The sequence below is a fragment of the Candidatus Thiothrix sulfatifontis genome, from assembly GCA_022828425.1.
GTDB classification, from domain to species: domain Bacteria; phylum Pseudomonadota; class Gammaproteobacteria; order Thiotrichales; family Thiotrichaceae; genus Thiothrix; species Thiothrix sulfatifontis.
Genome location: CP094685.1, coordinates 1,174,347 through 1,198,160 on the forward strand (window position 1 = coordinate 1,174,347; position 23,814 = coordinate 1,198,160).

General features: G+C 51.6%; 20 protein-coding genes and 4 tRNA genes. 17 read left to right on the forward strand and 7 right to left on the reverse strand.

Annotation, left to right across the window (positions count from 1 at the left end; genetic code table 11):
* Positions 1 to 4 precede the first annotated feature (4 nt).
* The 3 genes from L3K52_05935 to L3K52_05945 form a co-directional block, all read right to left on the reverse strand.
* Entirely contained in the window at positions 5 to 1,165 is a 1,161-nt protein-coding gene (locus L3K52_05935; GenBank protein UOG93271.1) for a hypothetical protein, read from the reverse strand.
* A 12-nt stretch (positions 1,166 to 1,177) separates the two neighbouring features.
* The gene (locus L3K52_05940) at positions 1,178 to 1,855 is read right to left on the reverse strand and encodes a hypothetical protein (protein UOG93272.1); all 678 of its coding nucleotides are present in this window, start codon (positions 1,853 to 1,855) and stop codon (positions 1,178 to 1,180) included.
* 112 nt (positions 1,856 to 1,967) lie between these two features.
* Positions 1,968 to 2,432, reverse strand: coding sequence for an META domain-containing protein (locus L3K52_05945; protein UOG93273.1), 465 nt, complete (start codon positions 2,430 to 2,432; stop codon positions 1,968 to 1,970).
* Between the two features lie 144 nt (positions 2,433 to 2,576).
* On the opposite strand from L3K52_05945, the gene L3K52_05950 reads away from it, so the two are divergent.
* Positions 2,577 to 3,068, forward strand: coding sequence for a pyridoxamine 5'-phosphate oxidase family protein (locus L3K52_05950; protein ID UOG93274.1), 492 nt, complete (start codon positions 2,577 to 2,579; stop codon positions 3,066 to 3,068).
* On the opposite strand, the gene L3K52_05955 is transcribed toward L3K52_05950, so the two are convergent.
* The 3 genes from L3K52_05955 to L3K52_05965 all read right to left on the reverse strand — a co-directional run bounded on the left by L3K52_05955 (position 3,065) and on the right by L3K52_05965 (position 5,210).
* Entirely contained in the window at positions 3,065 to 4,312 is a 1,248-nt protein-coding gene (locus L3K52_05955; GenBank protein ID UOG93275.1) for an ATP-binding protein, read from the reverse strand. The two genes, L3K52_05950 and L3K52_05955, sit on opposite strands and share 4 nt — an antisense overlap.
* A 62-nt stretch (positions 4,313 to 4,374) precedes the next feature.
* Positions 4,375 to 4,881 (reverse strand): DUF3368 domain-containing protein, encoded by a 507-nt coding sequence (locus tag L3K52_05960; protein ID UOG93276.1) that lies wholly within the window; start codon positions 4,879 to 4,881, stop codon positions 4,375 to 4,377.
* Entirely contained in the window at positions 4,860 to 5,210 is a 351-nt protein-coding gene (locus L3K52_05965) for a type II toxin-antitoxin system Phd/YefM family antitoxin (protein ID UOG93277.1), read from the reverse strand. The genes L3K52_05960 and L3K52_05965 overlap by 22 nt, the downstream gene beginning before the upstream one ends.
* Before the next feature lie 93 nt (positions 5,211 to 5,303).
* Here L3K52_05965 and tsaA point away from each other — a divergent pair, with 93 nt between their 5' ends.
* The 4 genes from tsaA to L3K52_05985 are packed head-to-tail and all read left to right on the forward strand — an operon-like array spanning position 5,304 to position 12,948.
* Positions 5,304 to 6,035 (forward strand): tRNA (N6-threonylcarbamoyladenosine(37)-N6)-methyltransferase TrmO, encoded by a 732-nt coding sequence (tsaA, locus tag L3K52_05970; protein UOG93278.1) that lies wholly within the window; start codon positions 5,304 to 5,306, stop codon positions 6,033 to 6,035.
* A gap of 19 nt (positions 6,036 to 6,054) precedes the next feature.
* Complete coding sequence (dacB, locus tag L3K52_05975) at positions 6,055 to 7,530, forward strand: D-alanyl-D-alanine carboxypeptidase/D-alanyl-D-alanine-endopeptidase (protein ID UOG93279.1); 1,476 nt, start codon at positions 6,055 to 6,057, stop codon at positions 7,528 to 7,530.
* A gap of 40 nt (positions 7,531 to 7,570) precedes the next feature.
* The gene (locus L3K52_05980) at positions 7,571 to 9,346 is read left to right on the forward strand and encodes an autotransporter assembly complex protein TamA (protein UOG93280.1); all 1,776 of its coding nucleotides are present in this window, start codon (positions 7,571 to 7,573) and stop codon (positions 9,344 to 9,346) included.
* Positions 9,343 to 12,948, forward strand: a complete 3,606-nt coding sequence (locus L3K52_05985) for a translocation/assembly module TamB domain-containing protein (GenBank protein UOG93281.1) — start codon at positions 9,343 to 9,345, stop codon at positions 12,946 to 12,948. The genes L3K52_05980 and L3K52_05985 overlap by 4 nt, the downstream gene beginning before the upstream one ends.
* A gap of 8 nt (positions 12,949 to 12,956) precedes the next feature.
* On the opposite strand, the gene L3K52_05990 is transcribed toward L3K52_05985, so the two are convergent.
* Positions 12,957 to 14,282 carry a UDP-glucose/GDP-mannose dehydrogenase family protein gene (locus tag L3K52_05990; GenBank protein UOG93282.1) on the reverse strand — a complete coding sequence of 442 codons (1,326 nt, stop codon included), beginning with the start codon at positions 14,280 to 14,282 and terminating at the stop codon, positions 12,957 to 12,959.
* A gap of 183 nt (positions 14,283 to 14,465) precedes the next feature.
* Here L3K52_05990 and L3K52_05995 point away from each other — a divergent pair.
* From L3K52_05995 to rpoB, 12 genes are all read left to right on the forward strand, one after another.
* Positions 14,466 to 14,550, forward strand: a tRNA-Tyr gene (locus L3K52_05995).
* 67 nt (positions 14,551 to 14,617) lie between these two features.
* Positions 14,618 to 14,691, forward strand: a tRNA-Gly gene (locus L3K52_06000).
* Between the two features lie 29 nt (positions 14,692 to 14,720).
* Positions 14,721 to 14,796, forward strand: a tRNA-Thr gene (locus L3K52_06005).
* Between the two features lie 32 nt (positions 14,797 to 14,828).
* A complete protein-coding gene (tuf, locus tag L3K52_06010; GenBank protein ID UOG93283.1) occupies positions 14,829 to 16,019 on the forward strand; it encodes an elongation factor Tu in 1,191 nt (396 codons plus the stop codon).
* A gap of 59 nt (positions 16,020 to 16,078) precedes the next feature.
* Positions 16,079 to 16,154: transfer RNA gene (locus L3K52_06015), tRNA-Trp, on the forward strand.
* A 99-nt stretch (positions 16,155 to 16,253) separates the two neighbouring features.
* Complete coding sequence (gene secE, locus L3K52_06020) at positions 16,254 to 16,649, forward strand: preprotein translocase subunit SecE (GenBank protein ID UOG93284.1); 396 nt, start codon at positions 16,254 to 16,256, stop codon at positions 16,647 to 16,649.
* The gene (gene nusG / locus L3K52_06025) at positions 16,649 to 17,182 is read left to right on the forward strand and encodes a transcription termination/antitermination protein NusG (protein UOG93285.1); all 534 of its coding nucleotides are present in this window, start codon (positions 16,649 to 16,651) and stop codon (positions 17,180 to 17,182) included. The genes secE and nusG overlap by 1 nt, the downstream gene beginning before the upstream one ends.
* Positions 17,183 to 17,236: 54 nt before the next feature.
* Positions 17,237 to 17,668: a 50S ribosomal protein L11 gene (gene rplK, locus L3K52_06030; GenBank protein ID UOG93286.1), complete on the forward strand. Its 432-nt coding sequence runs from the start codon at positions 17,237 to 17,239 to the stop codon at positions 17,666 to 17,668.
* A 1-nt stretch (position 17,669) separates the two neighbouring features.
* Positions 17,670 to 18,365, forward strand: a complete 696-nt coding sequence (gene rplA / locus L3K52_06035; protein UOG93287.1) for a 50S ribosomal protein L1 — start codon at positions 17,670 to 17,672, stop codon at positions 18,363 to 18,365.
* A gap of 260 nt (positions 18,366 to 18,625) precedes the next feature.
* Positions 18,626 to 19,144 carry a 50S ribosomal protein L10 gene (rplJ, locus tag L3K52_06040; protein ID UOG93288.1) on the forward strand — a complete coding sequence of 173 codons (519 nt, stop codon included), beginning with the start codon at positions 18,626 to 18,628 and terminating at the stop codon, positions 19,142 to 19,144.
* Positions 19,145 to 19,172: 28 nt separating this feature from the next.
* Positions 19,173 to 19,547, forward strand: coding sequence for a 50S ribosomal protein L7/L12 (gene rplL, locus L3K52_06045; GenBank protein UOG93289.1), 375 nt, complete (start codon positions 19,173 to 19,175; stop codon positions 19,545 to 19,547).
* A gap of 158 nt (positions 19,548 to 19,705) precedes the next feature.
* On the forward strand, positions 19,706 to 23,809 hold the full coding sequence (gene rpoB, locus L3K52_06050) for a DNA-directed RNA polymerase subunit beta (GenBank protein UOG93290.1): 4,104 nt from the start codon (positions 19,706 to 19,708) through the stop codon (positions 23,807 to 23,809).
* Positions 23,810 to 23,814 lie beyond the last annotated feature (5 nt).

Sequence of the window (23,814 nt, forward strand, 5' to 3'; positions counted from 1 at the left end):
GCTATCAGAAAGGGTTGGTGGAATGCCAGTCACGCGGTAACAGTTGGAAGCTGCTCCACACTGTGCCAATGCGATTGCTGTCTTCGCTGCGCGGGAGGTGGTGGTAACTTTGTTTGTACCACACCACAATGTCTTGCTGATTGAGGCTCTCAGCGTTGGTAAATTGGCTGACGTTGGCGGTGCAATTGCTGGTGGGGTTATTGGCAGCGTGTTTTTCACAAGCGTTATAGCGGGTGAAAAACACGTCGTGCGCCAGCCAAGGGGTATTGCTGCTATTGGCGCGGCTGTGGTCATAACGGTTGGGAATCAGTTCATAGGAGAGTTGCCCGACGCTGCCATTGGTGAGAATGCCATCGCGGATACGCCAGAAACGTTTGGTTTCGGGGTCAAAACTGCGCCCGGTTTCGGTGTTGAGCGGGGCAATGGCTTTGGTTTTGCGTAAGCGATCCGCACTCGGGGTGCTGCTGATTTCTTCCACCACATCATTCGCAGGAGTGGTGTCGAGGTCGAAATCCAGCCGCCAGAGCGCATGATCGGTGAAACCCGTGGCGATTTTGCCGCTTTGCATGGCAGGCCAGCCGTATTGGACAGCACTGGCATCAACGACGGGTAATTCGCCGCTTAAACCAAGGCTGGGTTCAATCGTGCCGTTTTCGTAAAAGCGCCAGCGTACTGCGTAATTACGCGAGCCGATTTGCGAGTGACTGCTCAATTCCCACAATTGCCCTTGGCGCTGGGTGGTGTATTTGTAGGAGTAGCCGTGGTCGCGGGTGGTGGCACACAATACATTACGCCCGCTGGCGGTTTGTAGTGTGCCGCCGCTGCAATCGGTCGCGTTTAAGGTTTGCAGATTATTGCCGCCGAAACCGGCTTCGGTGCTCAGAAATAAGGGCGCAACTGAGCCGTCATCAAGGGCGGTTTCCAGTTGGGAAAGTGCGGCTTCACCCAGTACGCGCCGTGCGGGGTGGTTGGGGGCTTTGTAGATGACTTGCGATAAAACAATGCCTTCGGCTTGGCGGGGTGTCCAGCAGAGATTCCAGCTTGCACCGGATGCGAAGGTTTTGCTGAGTGTTTGCCCGGTGCAGGCAGTGCTAGGGGCAGCAAACGCGGCTTGTTGCCAAGCGATTAGCAGGCTGAGTGCCAGTAGGGGAGTGCGGTATTGCATGGTGGTGTTCCCTTAGAAGCCGATGTTTTGCGTAATGACACCTGCGGACAGGTTGACGATGGGGCTGACTTCAAACACCACGGAATCGGCGGTGTAGAGCAGCACTTGGGCGCACCGCTGCAAACCGCATTGCTGGGACGCGGCATTAAGCTGTTCGGGCAGGCTGGAGGCGTGGAAGACGAAGGCTTTGACCTGCAATTGTTGCGCGGGGTTATTCAGGGTTTGCCCGGTAATGCGCTTAAATTCGGCATCCAATAGGCTGCGCTGTTCGTCATCGGCAAAGATGAGGGCGGAGGCGCGTTGCAATTCGTTGGCAGTTAGTGGCAGTTGTAGGTTTTGTTCACGTCTGCTGGAAATCACTTGGTTGGTGTCGAGGTCAATCACCTCAATAAGGGTTTCATTGGTGCTGTAGTCATAGGTGTAGACATCGGCTAAGCGGGCGGTTTGGCCTTTGGCGTTGGGGTGACGTTCGACCAGTAGTAATTCTGGCGCGGGTATGTTGGCGTTATTGGTTGTGGTGCTACGGATAGTGGAGACGGGGGTGGCAGCATTAGCTCGCTGGGTGGCACGTGCTATTTCAGCCGCACTCAGCGGATCAAGGTTGTTGGCGGTGGCTGGTGGTAAGTGTGTTAGCGCACAGAGCAGCGTGGCGCAATGCAGCAAGGTGCGTAGTGACAATATCTTAGGCATGACTGAAACCGTTATTGTATAAATGTGGGTATCAGTTTAAGAATATGAAGGGCTGGTCATCCAGTGTGAAAATGCCAGCCCATTTTATTTTTATGATAAACGGTAAAAAATTTTATTTTGCTTGGTCAGCGGCTGGTTTTGTTGCATTCAAAACCATCAAAATATTGCGCTTGTCATCCAAAAGATGGAGTTGCTCAAGGGTAATCGCGTATTGATTGGCTTTTTCCAATTGGGCAAAAAATTGTTGTTCCAAGGCGTTTTTGTCATCGAGACAGGCCATTTTGGTTGCGCCTACCGCACTGGTGGTGAAAATGCCGTCGCTGCTGCTGGTATAGTTGCCGAAAAACTGGTTGCAACCGGAATAACCGTTCATGCGTGTATCATCAAACTGAATCGTGGGTAATTTGTCGATGGTGACGGGTTTGCCATCCAAGGTTTTCAATGTCCAACTGGTGCTTGCTAATGTCATATTAGGTACGGGTTCTCTGGCGTCAAAGCTACAGGCAGAAATGATGCTTAAAAACACCAGTGCGCCGATGATTTGCCTTGTTAATGAGGAAAAGAATACCTTGAGCATGGTCTAACTCCTAAGTGCTGTATTGTTATGGTTATATAGAGGTTTGAAACAGAAAAAAGTTGCACAGAATGATGCTCCCGCCAGCGCGTATCACGCAAAATGAACTGACGAGTTGTATGATGGGCTTATTTGCGGAGAAAAGTCATGAGCAAGAACCCTAAGGAAACACTGGGGCAACTACTGAAGCGTGCAAAAACCCTGCAACTGGCAACCTTGGATGCATGGGGTGAGCCGTCGATCAGTTATGCGCCATTTGTGCGGGATGACGCGGGGCATTTTTATATTTTCGTGAGTTTGCTGTCGAGCCATACGCAGGAAATTTTGCAACACCCGCCACTGTCGATTTTGCTGATTGAGGATGAACAAGAGGCGCGGCAAATTTTTGCACGTACTCGTGTGACGTACCGCTGTGTGGCAGAAGTCGTCGCGCGGGAAGCGGCGGAATATGCACCGCTATTGGATGCGATGGAAGCGCGGTTTGGCAATGTGGTGGGCTTGCTGCGCGGCTTGGGGGATTTTGTGATGTTTCGGCTGGTTCCGCAATCTGGGCGCTTTGTGATGGGGTTTGGGCAAGCGTTTGTGCTGGCGGGGGCGGGTTTGCGTGAGTTGCAGCACATCGGGCCGGGGCAGAGTTAATGCCAGAGTGCGGGTAATGGCACTGCCCACAACTTTTCACCAAATGGAACGGTTTCAGTGCCTTGATACAATACCACGCCACAGAGAAAGTCAGCGCCTACTTGTTGTTGCAGTTCTTGCAAGCCTTTGAAGTCGCTGCTTTGAACTTGTCCGGCGGCTTTGACTTCAACACCTGCTAATTGTCCGTTGGGTTGTTCTAAGACGAAATCGACCTCTTTGCCGTCGCTGGTGCGGAAATGAAACAGGTTGGCGCGGGTATTGCTGAACGATAATTGCTTAATGAGTTCGCTGGCGACAAAGTTTTCCAGTACATGCCCAAACAGCGTGGGGTTGTGTAGCGGTAAGTCTTGTAGGCGGTAGCCGAGCGTGTGGCAGAGCAAATTGGTGTCCAATAAGTAGGTTTTGGGCGCTTTGACCAGACGCTTTTCAATATTGCGAAACCAGGGCGGAATGTCGGTAGTGAGGTACATGAACTCCAGCAGGGTACGGTAACGTTTGCCGGTGATGGCATTCAGACCGACACTGCGGGAGATTTCACTGTCATTCACCAGATTGCCTGCGCGTGTTGCCATTAGGCGCAATAGGCTGGGGAGCAGGGTGATTTTTTCGACCTCGGCAATTTGGCGCACGTCACGTTGTAATAGGGTGCTGATATAACTGTCAAACCACAACTCGCGTTCCGCATCGGTTTTGCCGGGGAGTTCTGGGAATGTTGCATCGCGGATGGTGGTAAGCGTGGCCTCCATAATGGTGGTGAAGGTTTGATAGGGGAAGCGGTTGTTTAATAAGTTGGTGAGGAATGTGCCGCTTTGCTCGTGCAATTCCAGTGCGGATAGGGGGTAAAGGCGTAGCAATGCCATGCGCCCGACCAGTGCATCCGCGAGTTTGGGCAGTGCCATGATATTGGCCGAACCTGTCAGTAAGTAGCGTCCGTTACTGTTGGCTTTGTCTTTGAGGCGTAAGTCGTCTATGCGTTTTTTGAGGGCGCGGAAAATGTCGGGAACCAGTTGCACTTCGTCGATAATCAGCGGGCGGTCGCGGCTCAGGAAGAAATCGGGGTTGCTGACGGCGGCAGCCATTGCGGTGGGGCTGTCGAAGGTGACGTAATCTGCTGGGAAGTGGCTGGCGGAGAGCGTTTGCACCAAGGTGCTTTTTCCAGCTTGGCGTGCGCCGCTGATGAATACAATGGGGCTGCTATTGAGGGCGGTCAAAAGCTTGGGGGCGAGGCGGCGTTCGGTAAACATATTTGCAAATATAAAGTTAGGCTTTAGATATTTCAAAGTATAGCTTGTGATTTACAAAAATGTTATTCACCCACATCCTTCAGCACGGATTGAATTACAACATCACTGAGCCGGTAGCCAGAATCACGCAACGCATATAAAAGCGGGCTGGCAGTGGGAATCAACCCCTTCAGCTTTGCCAGTCCGACAACGGCGGCAGTTCCAGTAAAACGTAAATGACGAGCGCGTGCTTCGGCGCGTCCTGAGCGATCGTCGATGATCAATAAAACATCTGATAATTGCTCCGCGAGGTGAATCGCACTGGCTTCACCTGCATCAACACCGGAACAGAGTGCTTGCCAATCATCAAGTGGCACGTCCACTGTTTGTAACCAACCCGCGTTTAAAGCGTCCTGCAATGCGGCTTTGCCCACATAATCAGCCGTTGGCAGCACTTCGTCCCGAATGGTTGTGGTGATTAGCACTTCCCCAAAGACGCCACGCAACAAATCCAATTGTTGAATGTGTGACAAGGCAATCAGTGGCCCTGCATCTGCAATGACGACGCTCATGTATGTCGTTGTAGCCATTCACGGGCAACGCTCATATCTTGCGCCGCTTCTTCCGCATTGGTTGTGGTAAGGGGAATGCCGAGATTGGAGAGCAGCGTCAACATTTCCGGCAGCGTTTTTCCGGCCATGCGAGCGGCTGAACCTGCTGAAATGGCTGCGTTTTTGAATAGCGCTACAGCTAATGCCAGCTTTACGCTAAGCATGTCGGGTAAACCCAATTTTTCCAGATCAATCAATAAAGCAGTAGGCGTATCACGGTTCATGACGACGACCATATCGTCTTCGTGTGCGGTGCGTAACACCTGCGAAGGGTTGTTTTTGAGTTGACGGATATTAACGGCCTGCATATTGTTCACCTCAGATGTAGGAACGTTGTTAAGCCTAGCATAGATGCATTACCCTGAACGCCTTAATTTTTGCCATCGGAAATTAAATTCAAAATGCACTTCAGTAATGCCATCTCGTTTTCTCCCATCGCCACCATCACTTCCCCCTACAAAGAAAAATTCGGCATCCCCCGCCAGCCCGGTTTGGTCACAGCCGCTCGTTCTACCCTCACGCTGTTGCCCCCGTACAATCTGCCCGAAACGGTGCGCGGACTCGAAGGATTTTCCCACGTCTGGTTAATCTTCGTCTTCCACGGCACACAAGCGCAAGGCTGGAAACCCACGGTGCGCCCACCCCGTCTCGGCGGCAATGCACGGCTAGGCGTATTCGCCACCCGTTCCACCTTCCGCCCCAACCCCATTGGTCTTACGGTGGCTGAGTTATGCGGGATTCAGGTGTCAGGGAGTAACATCACCCTCGAACTCGCCGGGGCAGATTTGCTGGATGGCACGCCGATTCTGGATATTAAACCGTACCTTCCGTATGCGGATGCCCTGCCGCAAGCACGGGCAGGTTTTGCGCCGGATGCGCCCCTTGCGCCGCAGCCAGTGGCGTTTTCTACCCAAGCCGCTCAGCAATGTGCGCAAAAACAAGCGCAATGGCACACCGATGTGCGTGTATTGATTGAGCAGATTCTGCGTCAAGACCCGCGCCCTTCCTACCAGCACGGGCAAGTGGTGGACAGGGTATACGCCATGCGCCTCTACGATTTTGATTTGCGCTGGCATTACACCGCAGCGGGTATTGAGGTGCTAGAATTAGCCGACCTTAAACAAAACCCTTAAAAACCATAACGAATGCATTATGTTGAAAAAATTATTCATCACCATCGGGCTGTGCGTGAGTCTGGGAGGCGTTAGTGCCGCAGAGCCGCTGCTGCCTGCTCGTCCAGCCCCGCAACCGGCTGAACTCACCCTGATTCGCCATCAACAAACTGCTGATTTACCCGCCGATATTCAGGCGTTCATGCAGCAAGCCAAGATTCCCTCTGAAAACCTGAGTGTGTATATCCGCGATTTAAACGCCAACGTACCGATGGTGGTGCATAACGATAACGTGCCGCGTAACCCCGCGTCGGTGATGAAATTGCTGACGACTTGGACGGCGCTTAAGTTACTTAGCCCCAGCTATACCTGGAAAACCGAAGCTTGGACGCGCGGTGAATTGAAGGACGGTATCCTCAACGGCGATTTGATTTTAAAAGGTTATGGCGACCCATTTCTGACCGATGAAGCTTTTTGGCAATTGCTGCACGATTTGCAACTCAAAGGCTTGAAAGAAATTCGCGGGCAATTGGTGGTGGATAACAGCTATTTCAAGATTCCCGATTACGATCCGGCGGCGTTCGATAATGAACCAACCCGTGTCTACAACGCCCAGCCGTCGGCGCTAATGTTTAACTTTCAGGCGAACCGTTTTCTGTTGGAAGCCGACCAAGCCACGGGTAAGGTGGGAATTACGCCGTTCCCGCTGATTCCCGGTTTGCAATTGGACAATAGCATGGTGTTGGCAAAAGGCGGTTGCCGCAAGGGGCATTACCAGCCGACTTTCCAGCAAACCGACGCGGCGATCAAGATTTCCGGGGCGTATGCGCCCGATTGCGGTAAAAACTTTGTGCTGCGGGTGTTGTCCACCCCTGAAGCGCACGTATTCAATGCGTTTCGGGATGTATGGCAGTCGCAAGGTGGCAAATTCGGCGGCAACTTGCAAATCGGGCAGGTACAGGACGGCGATGTGTTATTGCATACCCACGAGTCGCGTACTTTGGGGGAACAAATCCGCTTCATCAATAAGTGGAGCAATAACGTGATGACGCGCAATGTGTTCCTCACCATCGGCGCGAAAGTGCTGGGAGCGCCCGCGACATTGGATAAAAGCCGGATGGCGACCGCCGATATGCTCAAAAAAGCCGGTATCGACTACACTGGTATGGTAGTGGAAAACGGTTCCGGCTTATCGCGCAGTGAACGTGTCAGTGCACGGCAGTTAGGCGCGTTATTGGAGATGGCATGGCGTGACCCGTATATGCCGGAGTTCATGGCCTCGTTACCGCTACTGGGCGAAGACGGGACACTGGCAAGCCGTTTCAAAGACGATGATTTGCGCGGGCGCAGCCACCTGAAAACGGGCACGTTGAATGATGCCACGGCTATCGCAGGGTATATGTTGACCCGCAGCGGTAAGCGCCTAGTCATCGTGTTATTGCATAATGGTCGGGAAGCACAGAGTGGCGGACGGCGTTTGCAGGATGCTCTATTGAAATGGGCATTCGAGCAATAAGCCATGTAGCAGCTAACATATAAGGAGCCGGAAGCGCAGCATGAAAACAATCATTTGGGGGTTATGTTTACTGAGCGCAAGCGCACCGGGGTATGCTGCTTTTTTTCAGCAAACCGAGAAAGAAACCGCCAAACCAACCGAATCACCGGTAAAAGTCAATATTCAAGGGGCAGACACTTCACTGGCTGATAATCTCAAAGCCTTCATGCCATCCTTACGTAACCTCAAGTGTGATAGCTCCAGTGATCGGGTGGCGGATTTCATCGAGTCTGCTGAGGAAAAACTGCCCGAAGGTGCGGAGGCAATGGGCTATTACAATGCACGCTTCAATGTTACCGCCGTAAAACAGGGAAATTGCTTGGCGCTGCATGTCGCGGTACAGCCCGGTGATCCTGTACGGGTCACTGTTGTTAAGGTGCAGGTAACGGGTGCGGGTAAGGATTTACCAGAGTTTCGTAGCATTACAGCAGTGTTACCCTATCAAAAGGGCGATGTGCTGGTGCATCAACGCTACGAAGATTTCAAAGCCAGCCTCAACAGTACTGCCAATCGCTTAGGGTTTTTCGACGCGGAATATCTGGTAAGGGAAATTCAGGTAGACCCTGATACACGCCAAGCGCAAGTACGCCTGCATTTTGAGACGGGCAAGCGCTACCAAGTGGGCAAGGTCAAGGTGGAGCAGGATGTGCTGGCAGAAAAATACCTCAATCGCTACCTGCGCGTGCGTGAGGGCGATACCTATAACGCTGAAAATTTGCTGAAACAGCAGCGGATTTTGGAAGGCAGCGGTTATTACAACGAAGTGCAAGTAAGCGGTGCTTACCAACAAGCCGAAAACGGTATCGTACCCGTGGGCATTACGGCGGCACGGCGCAAACGCTATACCTATGAGGGACGGGTGGGGTATGGCACGGATACCGGATTTCGGGTGGAAACTGGCATGGATGCGCACTGGGTTAATAATAAAGGCCACAAACTCAATGCCAAAGGCACGTTGGCGCAAAATGAGCAGTCGGTGGAAGGCGCTTACAAAGTACCGCTGTGGCAACCGGAACACGAATTTGCGAGTCTTTCCGGCGGGGTGCGCCACACCGACAACAACGGTATCGAAAGCGAAGCGCTCAAACTGGGCTTGGATTATAACCGCCGCAATCGCCACGATTGGCAACAAACGGTATTCATCAATTACCTCGATGAAACCACGCGCGTGACCAGCAGTGGCACGGAAACCCGTTCGCAACTGACGCTGGGCGGGGTGCGAGTCAAAAAGACTGAAACTGACGATTTATTGTTTCCGACGCGCGGCTGGCAAGTGGCTGCTGAAGTGCAGGGTGCAGCCGAAGGGGTGTTAAGCGACCAAAGCGTGTTGCAAGGCAAATTGAGTGGTAAATACCTGCACACCTTGGACAACCGCGATAAGCTGATTTTACAAGGTGCGGCAGGGACTACCCTGACCAACGATCTTGATGATATGCCCAAATCACTACGCTTTTTTGCGGGCGGGCAAAGCTCGGTGCGCGGCTACGATTTCGAGTCTTTGGGGGAAACCAATGCCGCAGGCGATGTGTTAGGCGGCAAGCATTTGTTGACCACCAGCGTCGAATACGAACGTCCGGTTGTGGATAACTGGAGTGCCGCTGGTTTTGTGGACGCCGGGGATGCATTCGATAATACCGCAAATTTGACCATGAACGTGGGGGCGGGGTTCGGGGTGCGTTACAAATCACCGTTGGGGCCGATACGTGCCGATATTGCCGCACCGACTGATGACCTTGGTGATGTGCATTTCTACTTCAGTTTGGGGCCTGACTTGTGAATCAATGGCTGAAACATTTATTGGTTAATCCCTTGCTGGTCATTTTCCTGCTGCTCTTGCTGGTGTTGGGGAGCTTGGCTTTCCTAACCTTGTCGCAAACCGGTACGCGGCTTCTGGTTAATAATGCGCCTTATTTTGTTTCTGGACTCACGCTGGAAAATGTCGAAGGCACGCTGGCAACGGGTCTCAAAGCCAGTCGCATCCGCTGGGAAAGCGACAGTGCGACATTAGAAGCTGATAACGTGGACGTGGATAGTCAGGTGGAAGTGGCTTCACCGCCGACCTTGCGGGTCAGCCGTTTGCTGGCTGATAAATTGGTGATTCGCTTGCCGGAAAGTCAGGAGGCGGCAGCCAGCAGCCCGTTTGACTTAATGTCGATTGCACTGCCACTGAATCTTGATGCCCAACAAATCCGCATCAAGGAACTGGAAGTTTGGCAAGGTGAACACCCATTGCGCTTGCGTGATGTGCAATTGGATGCGCAAGCTCATGACGGTAAATTACACCTCGATAATTTGCAAGCTGAGCTTTACGACGCACAAGGCAAGGTCGATGTGGCGCTGGATGGCACGATGCAATTGGCTAAACCGCACGAGCTGGCGTTGCGAGTGGCGGTGGATGCGAACAGCACAACGTGGGGTGTCGGTACAGCGAAAGCCAATGTAGGCGGTGAATTATTGCAATATACCCTCGATATGACGGCGGATTGGACTTATGCGGCTTACCCGCGCTACCAAGGCACTTTGCAGGGTAAAGGTTCGTTTGCTGACCTCACGGTAGCGCAATTGCAGCTTAATGGTGCGGCGGGGGCGCTGAGTGCCACTGGGCATGTGGATTGGCAGGATGCGTTGATTTGGCAAGCCGATGTGAAAGGCAGTGAATTAAACCCCGCGCCGTTCCTCAAAGACTGGCCTGCTGCGCTTGATGTGCAACTGAATTCGGGCGGCACCTTTCAGCAGGGTAAACTGCAAGCAACGACACTGAACGTGACGCGCTTGCAGGGTAAATTGCGTGAATATCCTGTGGACATCAGCGGGCAGGGCGACTGGAACGGCAAGGTCATCAATCTGCAAGCGCTGGATGCCAAAGTTGGCGATAACCGCTTGCTGGCGAATGGCGCTGCCAGCGACAAGCTCGACGTTTTGTGGCAAATAGATGCGCCAAAACTGGCACAGCTTGACCCGCGTTTACGGGGCAATGCCAAGGGTAAGGGGACGTTGCAGGGGCTGCTCGATGGTTCGCAATTGCAACTCGATGTGGCGGATTTATCCGGTAACGTGGAAGGTTACGACCTCAATGCCAAGGGTAAACTCGCTTGGGGCGATGCCAAACTCGCCGCGCAAGAGGTGGTGATTCAGTCCGGCGGCAATCGGCTCGAAGTGTCCGGGCAAGCCACCGCGCCCTTTGATTTGCGCTGGAAAGTGGATGCTAAGAACCTTGCCAAAGCGTGGAAGGGTTTGGAGGGCAGTTTGCAGGGCGAAGGCATTTTCAAAGGTAAATTAGAAGCGCCAGAGATTCAGGCGGATTTAACCGGCAGCAAATTGCGTTATCAGGATTACCGTTTGGGCGCGTTGGATTTGCAGGCACAACAAGTGGGTGAACGCTACGAGGCGAACGGTACGCTCAAGGATTTCAAAACGGGTGAAACCCTGATTCAGGCAGCAACTATTGAAGGGCAGGGGACAATCATTAGTCATCAAGTGAAGGCGCAAGTGATCCATGAGTCGGGCAAGCTTGATGTCACTGCCAGCGGTGGTTGGAAAAATGCACAATGGCAAGGCACGATTCCCAGTCTTGCATTGCGCGATACTCCGGCGGGTGATTGGAAGACGGTTGCGCCGATTAATTTGCAAGTGTCCGCTAAGGCGTTTAGTGGCTCGTTGATTTGTTTGAATAATCAGGGGGCGCGTGCTTGCGGTAAACCGGCATGGACGCCCGCTGCGGGATTCAGCATTGCGGGGGATTTGCAACAAATTCCGCTGGTGATGTTGCGTCAGTGGTTGCCGGATACGGTGAGTGTGGCAGGGACAGCCAATGCCGATTACCGTTTTGAGCAGCGTGGCGGCAAGCCGGTGGCGAGTGTCGCCTTGCGTTTGCCTGATAGTAGCGTCAGTGTGCGTGGGAGCAAGGGCAAAACCGAAACCGTGCAATACAGCAATACCCGTGCGGATGTCAGCCTCAATGATCGGCGGATGGAGGTGCAGGCGCAACTGGATTTGGTGAGTTATGGGCAATTACGTGCTGATGGGCGTATCGAGCTATCGCCCACGGATGGCAATCATCGAATTAATGCTCGCCTGAATGCGGCACTGCCGGATATTGCGTGGTTGGAACGTTTTTCACCGCAGATTGACCGTTTACAGGGCAAAGTGGCGGGTGATGTGCAGATCAGCGGTTTGCTCAAACAGCCGGTCGTGAATGGCGAGGTGCGCTTAACCGAGGGACAGGTGCATTTGCCGGAAGCGGGTGTAACCTTGGATGCGATTACTCTGAACATGCAAGCCAGCGGGACAGAACGTGCCACGATTAACGGTTCGTTGCGGGCAGGTGGTGGCACGATGACCGCTAACGGGGTGTTGTCCTTGGCAAACCTGCCGCAGTGGGAGGCGGATGTGAGCTTGCAAGGCAACCGGCTCAAATTGATGGATACGCATGAAATACAGGCATTGGTTTCCCCGGATTTGCGGATTCAAGCCAGCCCTAGCGAGGTGGCGATTAGCGGTAGCGTGTTGATTCCTGAAGCGACGGTGAGTTTGCGGGAAATTCCGCAGACCGCCAGTGCGCGTTCGGGTGATGTGGTGATCGTGGGGCGTAGCGCTGCTACAGCCGTTACGGGTGAGCCAGCGACCGTTTTGGTGAAAGATGCGCCGTTGAATATTAAGCCCAATGTGGTGATTGAGCTGGGTGATAAGGTTACATTCAATGGCTTTGGCTTGGATGCGCGACTGACGGGCAAATTGCGGGTGTTGCGTACCCGTCAGGATATTATTGCTGAAGGCGTGCTCAATGTGGTGGATGGGGTTTACAAGGCTTATGAACAGCGCTTGGCGATTGAGCGCGGACGGCTGATTTTCAATGGCCCGTTGAATAATCCGGGGCTGGATGTGCGAGCGGTGCGTGAAGTGGCTGATGGTGACATCAAAGTGGGTATTTCACTGGCTGGCACGGTGCAACAGCCGGAATCGACGTTATTTTCCACTCCCCTGCAAACGCAAAGCGATACCTTGAGTTATTTGCTGACGGGGCGGGCAATGTCCAGCTTGAGTGGTGATCAATCATCGCTGTTGATGGAGGCGATTACGGGTTTGGGCATTGCGGGGGGCGAAAATCTTGCGCAACGTTTAGGGGGAAGCTTGGGTTTGGATGATGTAAGCCTGAAGGCCAAAAACGGCGATTTCGACCAGAGTGAGTTGGCTTTGGGCAAGCGTTTGGGGGCAAGGCTCTACGTGCGTTACATCGTGGGTTTGTTTGACTCGCTGCAACGGGTGGCGATTACTTATCAAATTAACAAGCACTTACAGGTTGAGGCGCAAGCGGGACTTCAGCAAGGTGTCGACCTGATTTACAAGATCGACACCGATACTGGCCCGCTGCGGCGTTGAGCCGTTACTTAACAGCCGCGCCCGATCGCGTAATAGGTAATGCCTTTTTTCGCCATTTGTTCGGGTGAATACAAATTGCGCCCATCCACGATGACGGGATCTTTGAGCTTGGACTTAATAACCTCAAAATCGGGGCTGCGGAATTGTTGCCACTCGGTGACGATGACGAGGCAATCGGCACCTTCCAGCGCTGCTTCGGCTGTCTGGCACAATTTCAGGTCAGGGCGTTGCCCGTAAATGCGGGTGCATTCTTCCATCGCTACCGGGTCAAAGGCTTGTACGGTAACGCCTTGTTTCCACAGCGCTTCCATTAAGTTACGGCTGGAGGCTTCACGCATATCATCGGTATTGGGTTTGAAAGCCAAGCCCCACAGCGCTACGGTTTTGCCTTCGAGGTTGGCACCGTAATGCTTTTGCAGTTTCTCGAATGGTTTGTCTTTCTGGCGGTAATTGACGGCCTCTACCGCCGACAATAATTCGGCGTTATAGCCGATTTCACGCGCGGTGCGTTCCAGTGCTTGCACGTCTTTGGGGAAGCACGAACCGCCGTAACCACAACCGGGATAGATGAAATGATAGCCAATGCGCGGGTCGGAGCCGATGCCGATGCGCACTTTCTCGATGTCAGCGCCGAGTAATTCCGCCATATTCGCCAGTTCATTCATGAAGCTGATTTTGGTGGCAAGCATTGCATTGGCAGCATACTTGGTGAGTTCGGCGGAACGGATGTCCATTACCACTAATCGGTCATGGCTGCGGTTAAACGGGGCGTAGAGTTCGCGCATGAGTTCAGTGGTGCGTGGGTTGTCAGTGCCGATCACAATCCGGTCGGGTTTCATGAAATCGTCAAGTGCTGCGCCTTCTTTTAGAAATTCAGGGTTGGATACCACGTCGAATTCGGCGTTGAAAGCACGTTGTTCCAATACTTCCAGCATCGCCGTGCGTACTCGGTCAGCCGTGCCGACGGGAACGGTGGATTTGTCGACCACAATGCGATAGCCGTCCATGTGTTGCGCAATTGAACGGGCGACGGTGAGTACATAGCGCAGGTCAGCCGAACCGTCTTCATCCGGTGGCGTGCCCACTGCGATAAACTGAAACAAACCGTGTGCCACGCCTTCAGCGGCTGATAAGGTGAACTTCAAACGTCCCGCTGCAACATTGGTTTGCACCATTTTATCGAGACCGGGTTCATGAATGGGGATTTCCCCATTAAGCAACATACTGATTTTACGCTCGTCAACGTCGACGCAGAGTACATCATTGCCAACTTGCGCTAAGCACGCCCCTGTCACTAACCCAACATAGCCTGAGCCGTAAATGGTAACTTTCATTGATGGTTCCTAAATAAAAACTGGATTTTTGTGTATGATGCGCATTATGATCAAAACCGCAATTTTTGTGATAATTAAAGCGATGAGCTTACCAGTTTAGCTGTCGAAAATTAATGGCAAAATAATGCTTTTTCAAGGTTGACATTGATGAGTGATTCGCTCAGAATGTTGTCCTTTCCAGTTGGAGGGGTTCCCGAGCGGTCAAAGGGGACAGACTGTAAATCTGTTGGCACTGCCTTCGAAGGTTCGAATCCTTCCCCCTCCACCATATTTTAGTTTGCACGTTCAGCTTGATACAGATTGTCATGCGGTACGGTGTGGGCACACGACTTCAGGCGGGTGTAGTTCAATGGTAGAACTTCAGCCTTCCAAGCTGATTGTGTGGGTTCGATTCCCATCACCCGCTCCAATTTCTGGCTGAGTCGTTAAAATGGTTTTGCTCTCATAGCTCAGGTGGTAGAGCGCATCCTTGGTAAGGATGAGGTCGGCAGTTCGACTCTGCCTGAGAGCACCAATTATTCAGGAATTTAACGGAAGTTATCGATCATGGCAAAAAGTAAATTTGAGCGTAATAAAACGCACGTAAACGTCGGCACAATCGGTCACGTTGACCACGGTAAAACCACGCTGACAGCGGCGTTGACAGTTGTGCAATCCAAGAAATTTGGCGGTGAGTCAAAGGCTTACGATCAGATCGATGCGGCTCCTGAAGAAAAAGCACGTGGTATCACCATTTCTACTGCACACGTAGAATACGAATCTGAAACACGTCATTACGCACACGTTGACTGCCCAGGCCACGCTGACTATGTTAAAAACATGATCACTGGTGCTGCTCAGATGGATGGCGCTATTCTGGTTTGTTCAGCCGCTGACGGCCCAATGCCACAAACACGTGAGCACATTCTGTTGTCTCGCCAAGTTGGTGTTCCATACGTTGTTGTTTACATGAACAAGTGTGACTTAGTTGACGACGAAGAGTTGTTAGAACTGGTCGAGATGGAGCTGCGTGAGCTGCTGTCTAGCTATGATTTCCCTGGTGATGATACCCCTATCGTTAAGGGTTCAGCACGTATGGCGCTGGAAGGTGACGAGTCTGACATCGGCGTTCCATCCATTGCGCGTTTGATTGAAGCTATTGATACTTTCATTCCAGACCCAGTGCGTGCTATCGATGGTACTTTCTTGATGCCGGTTGAGGATGTGTTCTCTATCTCTGGTCGTGGTACGGTAGTAACTGGTCGTATTGAGCGCGGTATTATTAAGGTTGGTGAAACCATCGAAATCGTTGGTATTCGTGACACCAAGGCCACTACTGTTACGGGCGTCGAAATGTTCCGTAAGTTGCTGGATCAAGGCATGGCGGGTGACAACGTTGGTTTGTTGCTGCGTGGTACTAAACGTGAAGAGGTTGAGCGCGGTCAAGTTCTGTGCAAGCCAGGTTCAATCAAGCCACATACCCAATTTGAAGCAGAAGTTTACGTTTTGTCAAAAGATGAGGGTGGTCGCCATACGCCATTCTTCAAAGGCTACCGTCCACAGTTTTATTTCCGTACCACGGACGTAACAGGCGCTTGCGAATTGCCAGAAGGCGTCGAAATGGTAATGCCGGGTGATAACGTTAAGTTGGTTGTTACGCTGATTAACCCAATCGCGATGGAAGACGGCCTACGTTTTGCTATTCGTGAAGGTGGTCGTACCGTTGGTGCGGGCGTCGTTGCTAAAATCATCGCGTAAGTAACACCTTGTATTTTGGAAGGGTGAAGGGTATTCTCTTCGCTCTTTACTGTTTTTACAGGCCAATAGCTCAATTGGCAGAGCGGCGGTCTCCAAAACCGCAGGTTGGGGGTTCGATTCCCTCTTGGCCTGCCATCTTTATAGATGGCTTTGGATAATGAATTGCAGCAACCATTGATTTGTTCACAGTGTGTTTCCCAAAGTCATTCGGCTATCAGATTTGGTAAAAAATAAATGTCAGTACGTACCGAAGAGCAGGGCTCATCACTGGATACAGTAAAGCTCATCATTTCTCTCGCACTCCTGTTTGCTGGGATTGTGGGTTTTTACTATTTCGAGGATTGGCAAGGTCAGCCGGTTTCCTTATTGCTGCGCGTGTTAGGTTTGTTGTTAGTGGCTGGCGTGGCAGTTGCAGTTGCTCTTTCTAGCTTGGCTGGTAAGCGTTTGCTGGGTTTTATGAAAGACTCGCGGCTCGAAGTGCGCAAGATGGTTTGGCCTACACGTGCCGAAACTTTACAGACTACCTTGATGGTGATGGTCATTGTTTTGATTCTATCCATTTTCCTCTGGGGCGTTGATTCCCTGCTTGGTTGGGGAGTTAAAAGTATGCTCGGCGGGGGGGGTGTCTGATGGCAATGCGCTGGTATGTAGTTCAAGCTTATTCTGCTTTTGAGAATCAAGTTAAGCGCTCGCTTGAAGAGCGCATTGCGCGTTTCGGCTTGGAAACTTCTTTCGGTCGTGTGTTGGTACCCGTTGAAGAAGTGGTGGAAATGCGCGATGGTCAAAAGCGTAGAAGCGAGCGTAAGTTCTTTCCCGGCTACGTATTGGTCGAAATGGAAATGAACGATGAAACTTGGCACATGGTGAAAGAAACGCCAAAAGTGCTGGGTTTCATCGGTGGTAAGGCCGATAAGCCCGCGCCGATTACGCAAAAAGAAGTCGACAACATCATGCGTCGCGTGGAAGAGGGGGCTGAAAAGCCGCGCCCGAAAGTCCTCTTCGATGCGGGTGAAGTCGTGCGTGTGACTGATGGGCCATTTAAAGATTTCAACGGCGTGGTCGAAGAAGCCAATTACGAAAAAAGTCGCCTATTAGTTGCTGTGCAAATTTTTGGTCGCTCAACGCCCGTTGAGCTTGAATTCTATCAGGTCGAAAAAGCCTGACCTGATAGTCACGGGAAGCCGTCAGGCGTTATTACCCATTTATAGGAAAACATCATGGCAAAGAAAGTCATCGCCTTTATCAAGCTGCAAGTTCCGGCTGGTAAAGCAAACCCAAGTCCACCTATCGGCCCTGCACTCGGTCAACGTGGTCTGAATATCATGGAGTTCTGCAAAGCATTCAATGCTGCGACACAGAACCTTGAAGTCGGCCTGCCTACTCCAGTCGTTATTACGGCGTACAGCGACAAGAGCTTTACGTTTGTGATGAAAACCACGCCGGCTTCTGTCTTGCTGAAAAAAGCAGTCGGCATCAAGTCCGGTAGTGCGAAGCCTAACAGCAACAAAGTAGGCAAAGTCACGGTTGCGCAATTGGAAGAAATTGCCAAGATGAAAACCCCAGACCTGACGGCAGCAAGCATGGAAGCGGCAATTCGCACCATCGCTGGCACTGCGCGTAGCATGGGTCTAGAAGTGGAGGGCATGTAAGATGGCAAAGTTGACTAAACGCCAAAAGGCAATCGCTGAAAAGGTCGATAGCACCAAGGCTTACGCCATTGCTGATGCACTGGATACGCTGAAATCTCTGCCACGCGCCAAGTTTTTGGAAAGCGTTGACGTGAGCTTTAACCTCGGTGTCGACCCACGTAAATCTGACCAAGTCGTGCGTGGTTCTACCGTATTGCCAAACGGCAACGGTAAAACGGTTCGCGTGGCTGTATTTGCACAAGGTGCAAACGCTGAAGCAGCAACGGCTGCTGGCGCAGACATCGTGGGTTTTGATGATCTGGCTGCTGAAATTAAAGCAGGCAAGATGGATTTTGACGTGGTTATTGCCAGCCCAGACGCAATGCGTGTGGTGGGTCAATTGGGTCAAATCCTCGGTCCACGTGGTTTGATGCCTAATCCGAAAGTTGGCACTGTGACCCCTGACGTTGCTGGCGCTGTCCGCAATGCCAAGGCTGGTCAAGTCCGTTACCGTACAGACAAGGGTGGTATCATCCATTGTTCTGTTGGTAATGTGGACTTTGATACCGATAAGCTGGTTGGCAATATCAATGCGCTGGTAGCAGATTTGGTAAAAATGAAGCCTTCCACCTCCAAAGGTATCTACCTGAAAAAAGTTTCTGTATCCACCACCATGGGTACGGGTTTGACAGTCGATAACGCATCACTGTCTTACTAATGAATTGGGGCGCTGCCCCATTCTCTGCTTCCAAGGATGGAAGTAGCCGCAAGGCAAAAAGATATACAGGACGTATGTCGTCAGAGACCGTAGGTGCTTCGTATGAAGCTTAATGGTTCTGCATGTAATGTAGAGAACCTGCGCAGATGGCGTTCCCCGAGTCAGTAAGATGGTTTGGGACGCTGTTTCCTTCGCAAGCCGGAGTTTCCGGTGAGTGATCGATAAATGGTGGATTATCCGCCAAACCAGGAGTAGATAACGTGGCATTAACACTGCAAGAGAAAAAAGAGATTGTCTCTGAAGTGGCCGCAGTTGCTGCAAGTGCTTATTCTGCGGTAGCTGCTGAGTACCGTGGATTAACCGTGGGTCAGCTCACTACGTTGCGTCAAAACGCACGTAAGAATGGGGTGTACCTGCGTGTTGTGAAGAATAATCTGGCGCGAATCGCTGTTAAAGGTACTGCTTTCGAGTGTATCCAAGACGGTTTGGTTGGCCCGTTGGTATTGGCGTTTTCTCAGGAAGACCCAGGCTCAGCGGCACGTCTGATTAAAGACTTCAAGAAAGACAAAGCCCATGACAAGATGGAAGTAAAGTTCGTCGCTATCGACGGCACTATGCTCCCCGCTTCTGAATTGGATCGTCTGGCGAAATTGCCAACCCGCGATCAGGCACTGGCTACTTTGGCCGCTGTCCTGCGTGCACCGTTGGATAAATTCGCTCGCACTCTTGCTGCATTGCGTGACCAAAAAGCTGAAGCCGCTGGCATTAGCTTGGATTGATTACTGATTTAGGTTTTGGAGAAACAAAATGGCTTGTACTAAAGAAGATATGTTGGAAACCTTTGCCAACATGACGGTGACTGAAATCGTTGACCTGATTTCAGCGATCGAAGAAAAGTTTGGCGTAACGGCTGCGGTTGCTGTTGCTGGCCCTGCTGCGGCTGGTGAAGCTGCTGCGGTGGTTGAAGAACAAACTGAATTCAACGTTGTAATGACTAGCTTCGGTGCTAACAAAATTAACGTTATCAAAGTTGTCCGTAGCGCAACAGGTCTGGGCTTGAAAGAAGCGAAAGACATGGTTGAAGGTGTTCCTTCCGTTGTGAAGGAAGCCGCAAGCAAGGACGACGCTGCGAAATTGAAAGCAGAATTAGAAGCCGCAGGCGCTACTGTCGAACTCAAGTAAGCTTGAGGTCGAGCGTGTTGCGCTGCAACTAGTTCTTATATACCTTGTAGGCTGGCAGTGCATTTGTACTGTCGGCCTTTTCTCGCTTATTAAGGCGAGTGAAAGATCCGGCAGTTTATGTTTGTGAGCCGGGGTTCTGATTCCAGAGAGGAAAGACGATGGGACTGAGTTATACCGAAAAGAAACGGATCCGCAAAGACTTTGGGAAACGGCCACAGATACTGGAAGTGCCCGACCTGCTTACCATTCAGTTAGACTCCTATCGACATTTCTTGCAATTGGAAAAGCCAGTCGCAGAGCGCAGGGACGTTGGTTTGCACGCGGCTTTTTCCTCGGTATTTCCGATTGTTAGCTACAATAATTATGTTGCGTTAGAGTATGCCGACTATCGTTTGGCGGAACCTGTGTTTGATGTGCAGGAATGCCAGTTGCGCGGTTTGACGTTTGCGACGTCACTGCGTGTTAAATTGCGTCTGGTTATTTATGATAAGGATGCACCTGCGGATGCCAAAGTGGTCAAGGCCATTAAAGAGCAGGACGTTTATCTGGGCGAATTGCCGCTGATGACGGATAAAGGCACATTTATTATTAACGGCACTGAGCGTGTTATCGTTTCTCAGTTGCACCGTTCACCGGGTGTGTTCTTCGAGCATGACAAAGGTAAGTCGAATTCCGCTGGTAAATTGTTGCACAGTGCGCGGGTTATTCCTTACCGTGGTTCATGGCTCGATTTCGAATTCGACCCGAAAGATTCTATTTTTGTACGTATCGACCGTCGCCGCAAATTGCCCGCGACGATTTTGTTGCGTGCATTGGGTATGCAAAATGAAGAAATCTTGGATGCTTTCTTCGATAAAACAGCGGTACATTTGAGCGACACTTCCATTGAAATGGAATTGATTCCCGAGCGTTTGCGTGGTGATTTGGCTTCATTTGACATTATGTTGGATGGTCAGGTGTTGGTAGAGACTGGTCGCCGCATTACTGCTAAGCACATTCGTCAGTTGGAGAAATCCGGCATGAATAAGCTGGTGGTACCCAATGACTACATGACAGGCATGGGTAGCACACCGGGCAAAATTTTAGCCCACAACATTGTCGATTCTTCCACGGGTGAGTTGCTGGCGTCTGCCAATGACGAACTTACCCCCGTACTGTTGGAAAAATTGCGTGACAATGATGTTAAGTTATTCAGTATTCTTTATACCAATGATCTGGATCGTGGACCTTTTGTCTCGAATACCTTGAGAATTGATCCCAGCAGCAGCCAGTTAGAAGCGCAGGTAGAAATCTACCGCATGATGCGCCCTGGCGAGCCACCGACTAAAGAAGCAGCAGAAAATCTGTTCAATAATTTGTTCTTTGTCGATGACCGTTATGACTTGTCTGGCGTAGGTCGGATGAAGTTTAACCGTCGCTTGGGGCGCGAAGAAGCCACGGGTTCTGGCGTATTGGATCAAGACGACATTCTGGATGTGCTGAAAAAACTGATCGACATCCGTGACGGTCGCGATGACGTGGATGACATTGACCACCTCGGCAACCGTCGTGTGCGTAGTGTCGGTGAAATGGCTGAAAATGCCTTCCGTGTTGGTTTGGTGCGCGTTGAACGCGCGGTCAAAGAACGTTTGACAATGGCAGAAAGCGAAGGTTCGATGCCACAAGAGTTGGTGAATTCCAAGCCAGTATCGGCGGCAATTAAGGAATTCTTCGGTTCGAGCCAGTTGTCGCAGTTCATGGATCAAAACAACCCGCTGTCAGAAGTGACCCACAAGCGCCGTATTTCCGCATTGGGGCCGGGCGGTTTGACCCGTGAGCGTGCGGGCTTTGAGGTGCGCGACGTGCATCCAACCCATTACGGTCGGGTTTGCCCAATCGAAACGCCGGAAGGCCCGAACATCGGTTTGATTAACTCCTTAGCAGTGTATGCGCGTACCAATGACTACGGTTTCTTGGAAACGCCTTACCGCAAGGTAATTGACAGCAAGCCGACCATGCAGATTGACTACCTGTCCGCGATTGAAGAATCCAATTACGTCATCGCGCAGGCGAGTGCGGAACTGGATGAAGAGGGGCGTTTGTCGGATGAGTTTGTTTCTTGCCGTCACCGTAATGAATTTACCTTGAAGCAAGCGAACGAAGTCCAGTACATGGACGTATCGCCGAAGCAGATCGTTTCAGTTGCCGCCTCTTTAATCCCCTTCTTGGAACACGATGACGCGAACCGCGCTTTGATGGGTTCTAACATGCAACGTCAGGCAGTGCCTTGCTTGCGTGCGGACAAACCGTTGTCCGGTACGGGTATGGAGCGTGCGGTAGCGCAAGACTCCGGTTCAGCCATATCAGCACGGCGTGGCGGTATTATTGACTCCGTGGATGCGGGACGTGTGGTCGTGCGCGTGAATGACGATGAAGCCGACGAAGTGCGTGGCGGTGTCGATATTTACAGTTTGATCAAGTACACCCGTTCCAACCAAAACACCTGCATTAATCAACGCCCGATTGTCAAAGTGGGCGACGTCATTGCGCGTGGTGACGTATTGGCGGATGGTTCTTCCACGGACTTGGGTGAATTGGCGTTAGGGCAGAATATGTTCATCGCCTTCATGCCTTGGAACGGTTACAACTACGAAGACTCGATTTTGTTGTCTGAGCGCGTGGTGGATGAAGACCGTTATACCTCCATTCACATTGAAGAAATGGCGTGTTTGGCGCGTGATACCAAGCTGGGGCCAGAAGAAATCACAGCGGATATTCCGAACGTAAGTGAAAGCCTGCTGGCAAAGCTGGACGAATGCGGCATTATCCACGTGGGTGCGGAAGTCAAACCGGGCGATATTCTGGTCGGTAAGGTGACACCTAAAGGCGAAAGCCAATTGACCCCGGAAGAAAAATTGCTGCGTGCCATCTTTGGTGAGAAAGCGTCTGACGTAAAAGATACCTCTTTGCGGGTGTCAACGGGCATGACGGGTACGGTTATCGACGTGCGTGTGTTTACCCGTGATGGGGTTGAGCGTGATGCGCGTGCTTTGGCGATTCAGGAAGAAGATTTGAAGAAAGTTCGCAAAGATTTACGCGATGAATTGCGTATTTATGAGGCGGATATTTTTGACCGTTTTGCGAAGTTGGTGATTGGCAAAGAAGCCGTTGGCGGCCCTAATCGCTTAACGTCTGGCACGGTCGTGACTGAATCTTACCTGCATAATCTGGAGAAAAAGGATTGGTTCGCCATCCGTATGCAAGATGATGAGGTGAATACCCAACTCGAATCGCTGTCTCACCAGATTGACGAGAAGAAAAAGCACTACGAAACCCGTTTGCACAAGCAGCGTGACAAGCTCATGGCGGGCGATGACCTCGCGCCTGGCGTGTTGAAAATGGTCAAGGTGTACATTGCGGTGAAACGCCGGATGCAGCCAGGGGATAAAATGGCGGGTCGTCACGGTAACAAGGGTGTGGTTTCGCGCATCGTGCCAGTGGAAGACATGCCATACCTCGCCAATGGTCAAACCGTTGACATCGTATTGAATCCGTTGGGCGTTCCATCGCGTATGAACGTTGGTCAGGTATTAGAAACCCACTTAGGTTGGGCGGCTAAAGGCTTGGGCGAAAAGATTGCGCGGATGATCGACACCAAGGCGAAAATCGATGAATTACGTCAATTCATTAGCGAAGTGTATGCAACCGGCGGCAATCCGAATCAAAACGAGATGATTGCCGATCTGACCGATGACGAAGTGATCACGTTGGCAAACAACCTGCGCAAAGGTGTGCCAATGGCGACGCAGGTATTTGACGGTGCGGATGAGGCCGAAATCAAAGCCATGTTGCGCTTGGCGGATTTGCCAGAAAGCGGGCAAACGCAATTGTGCGACGGGCGTACCGGCGATATGTTTGAGCGAAAAGTAACCGTGGGTTACATGCACATGCTCAAACTCAATCACTTGGTTGACGATAAAATGCACGCACGTTCCACCGGGCCTTATAGCCTTGTTACGCAACAGCCATTAGGCGGTAAAGCGCAATTTGGTGGTCAGCGTTTCGGGGAGATGGAAGTCTGGGCGCTGGAAGCTTACGGCGCGGCTTACACTTTGCAAGAAATGCTCACAGTCAAGTCGGACGACGTGAACGGGCGTAACAAGATGTATAAAAACATTGTGGACGGCGACCACTTCATGGAAGCCAGTATGCCTGAGTCCTTCAATGTATTGATGAAGGAAATCCGCTCACTGGGTCTGAATATCGAACTGGAACGGGATTAACACAG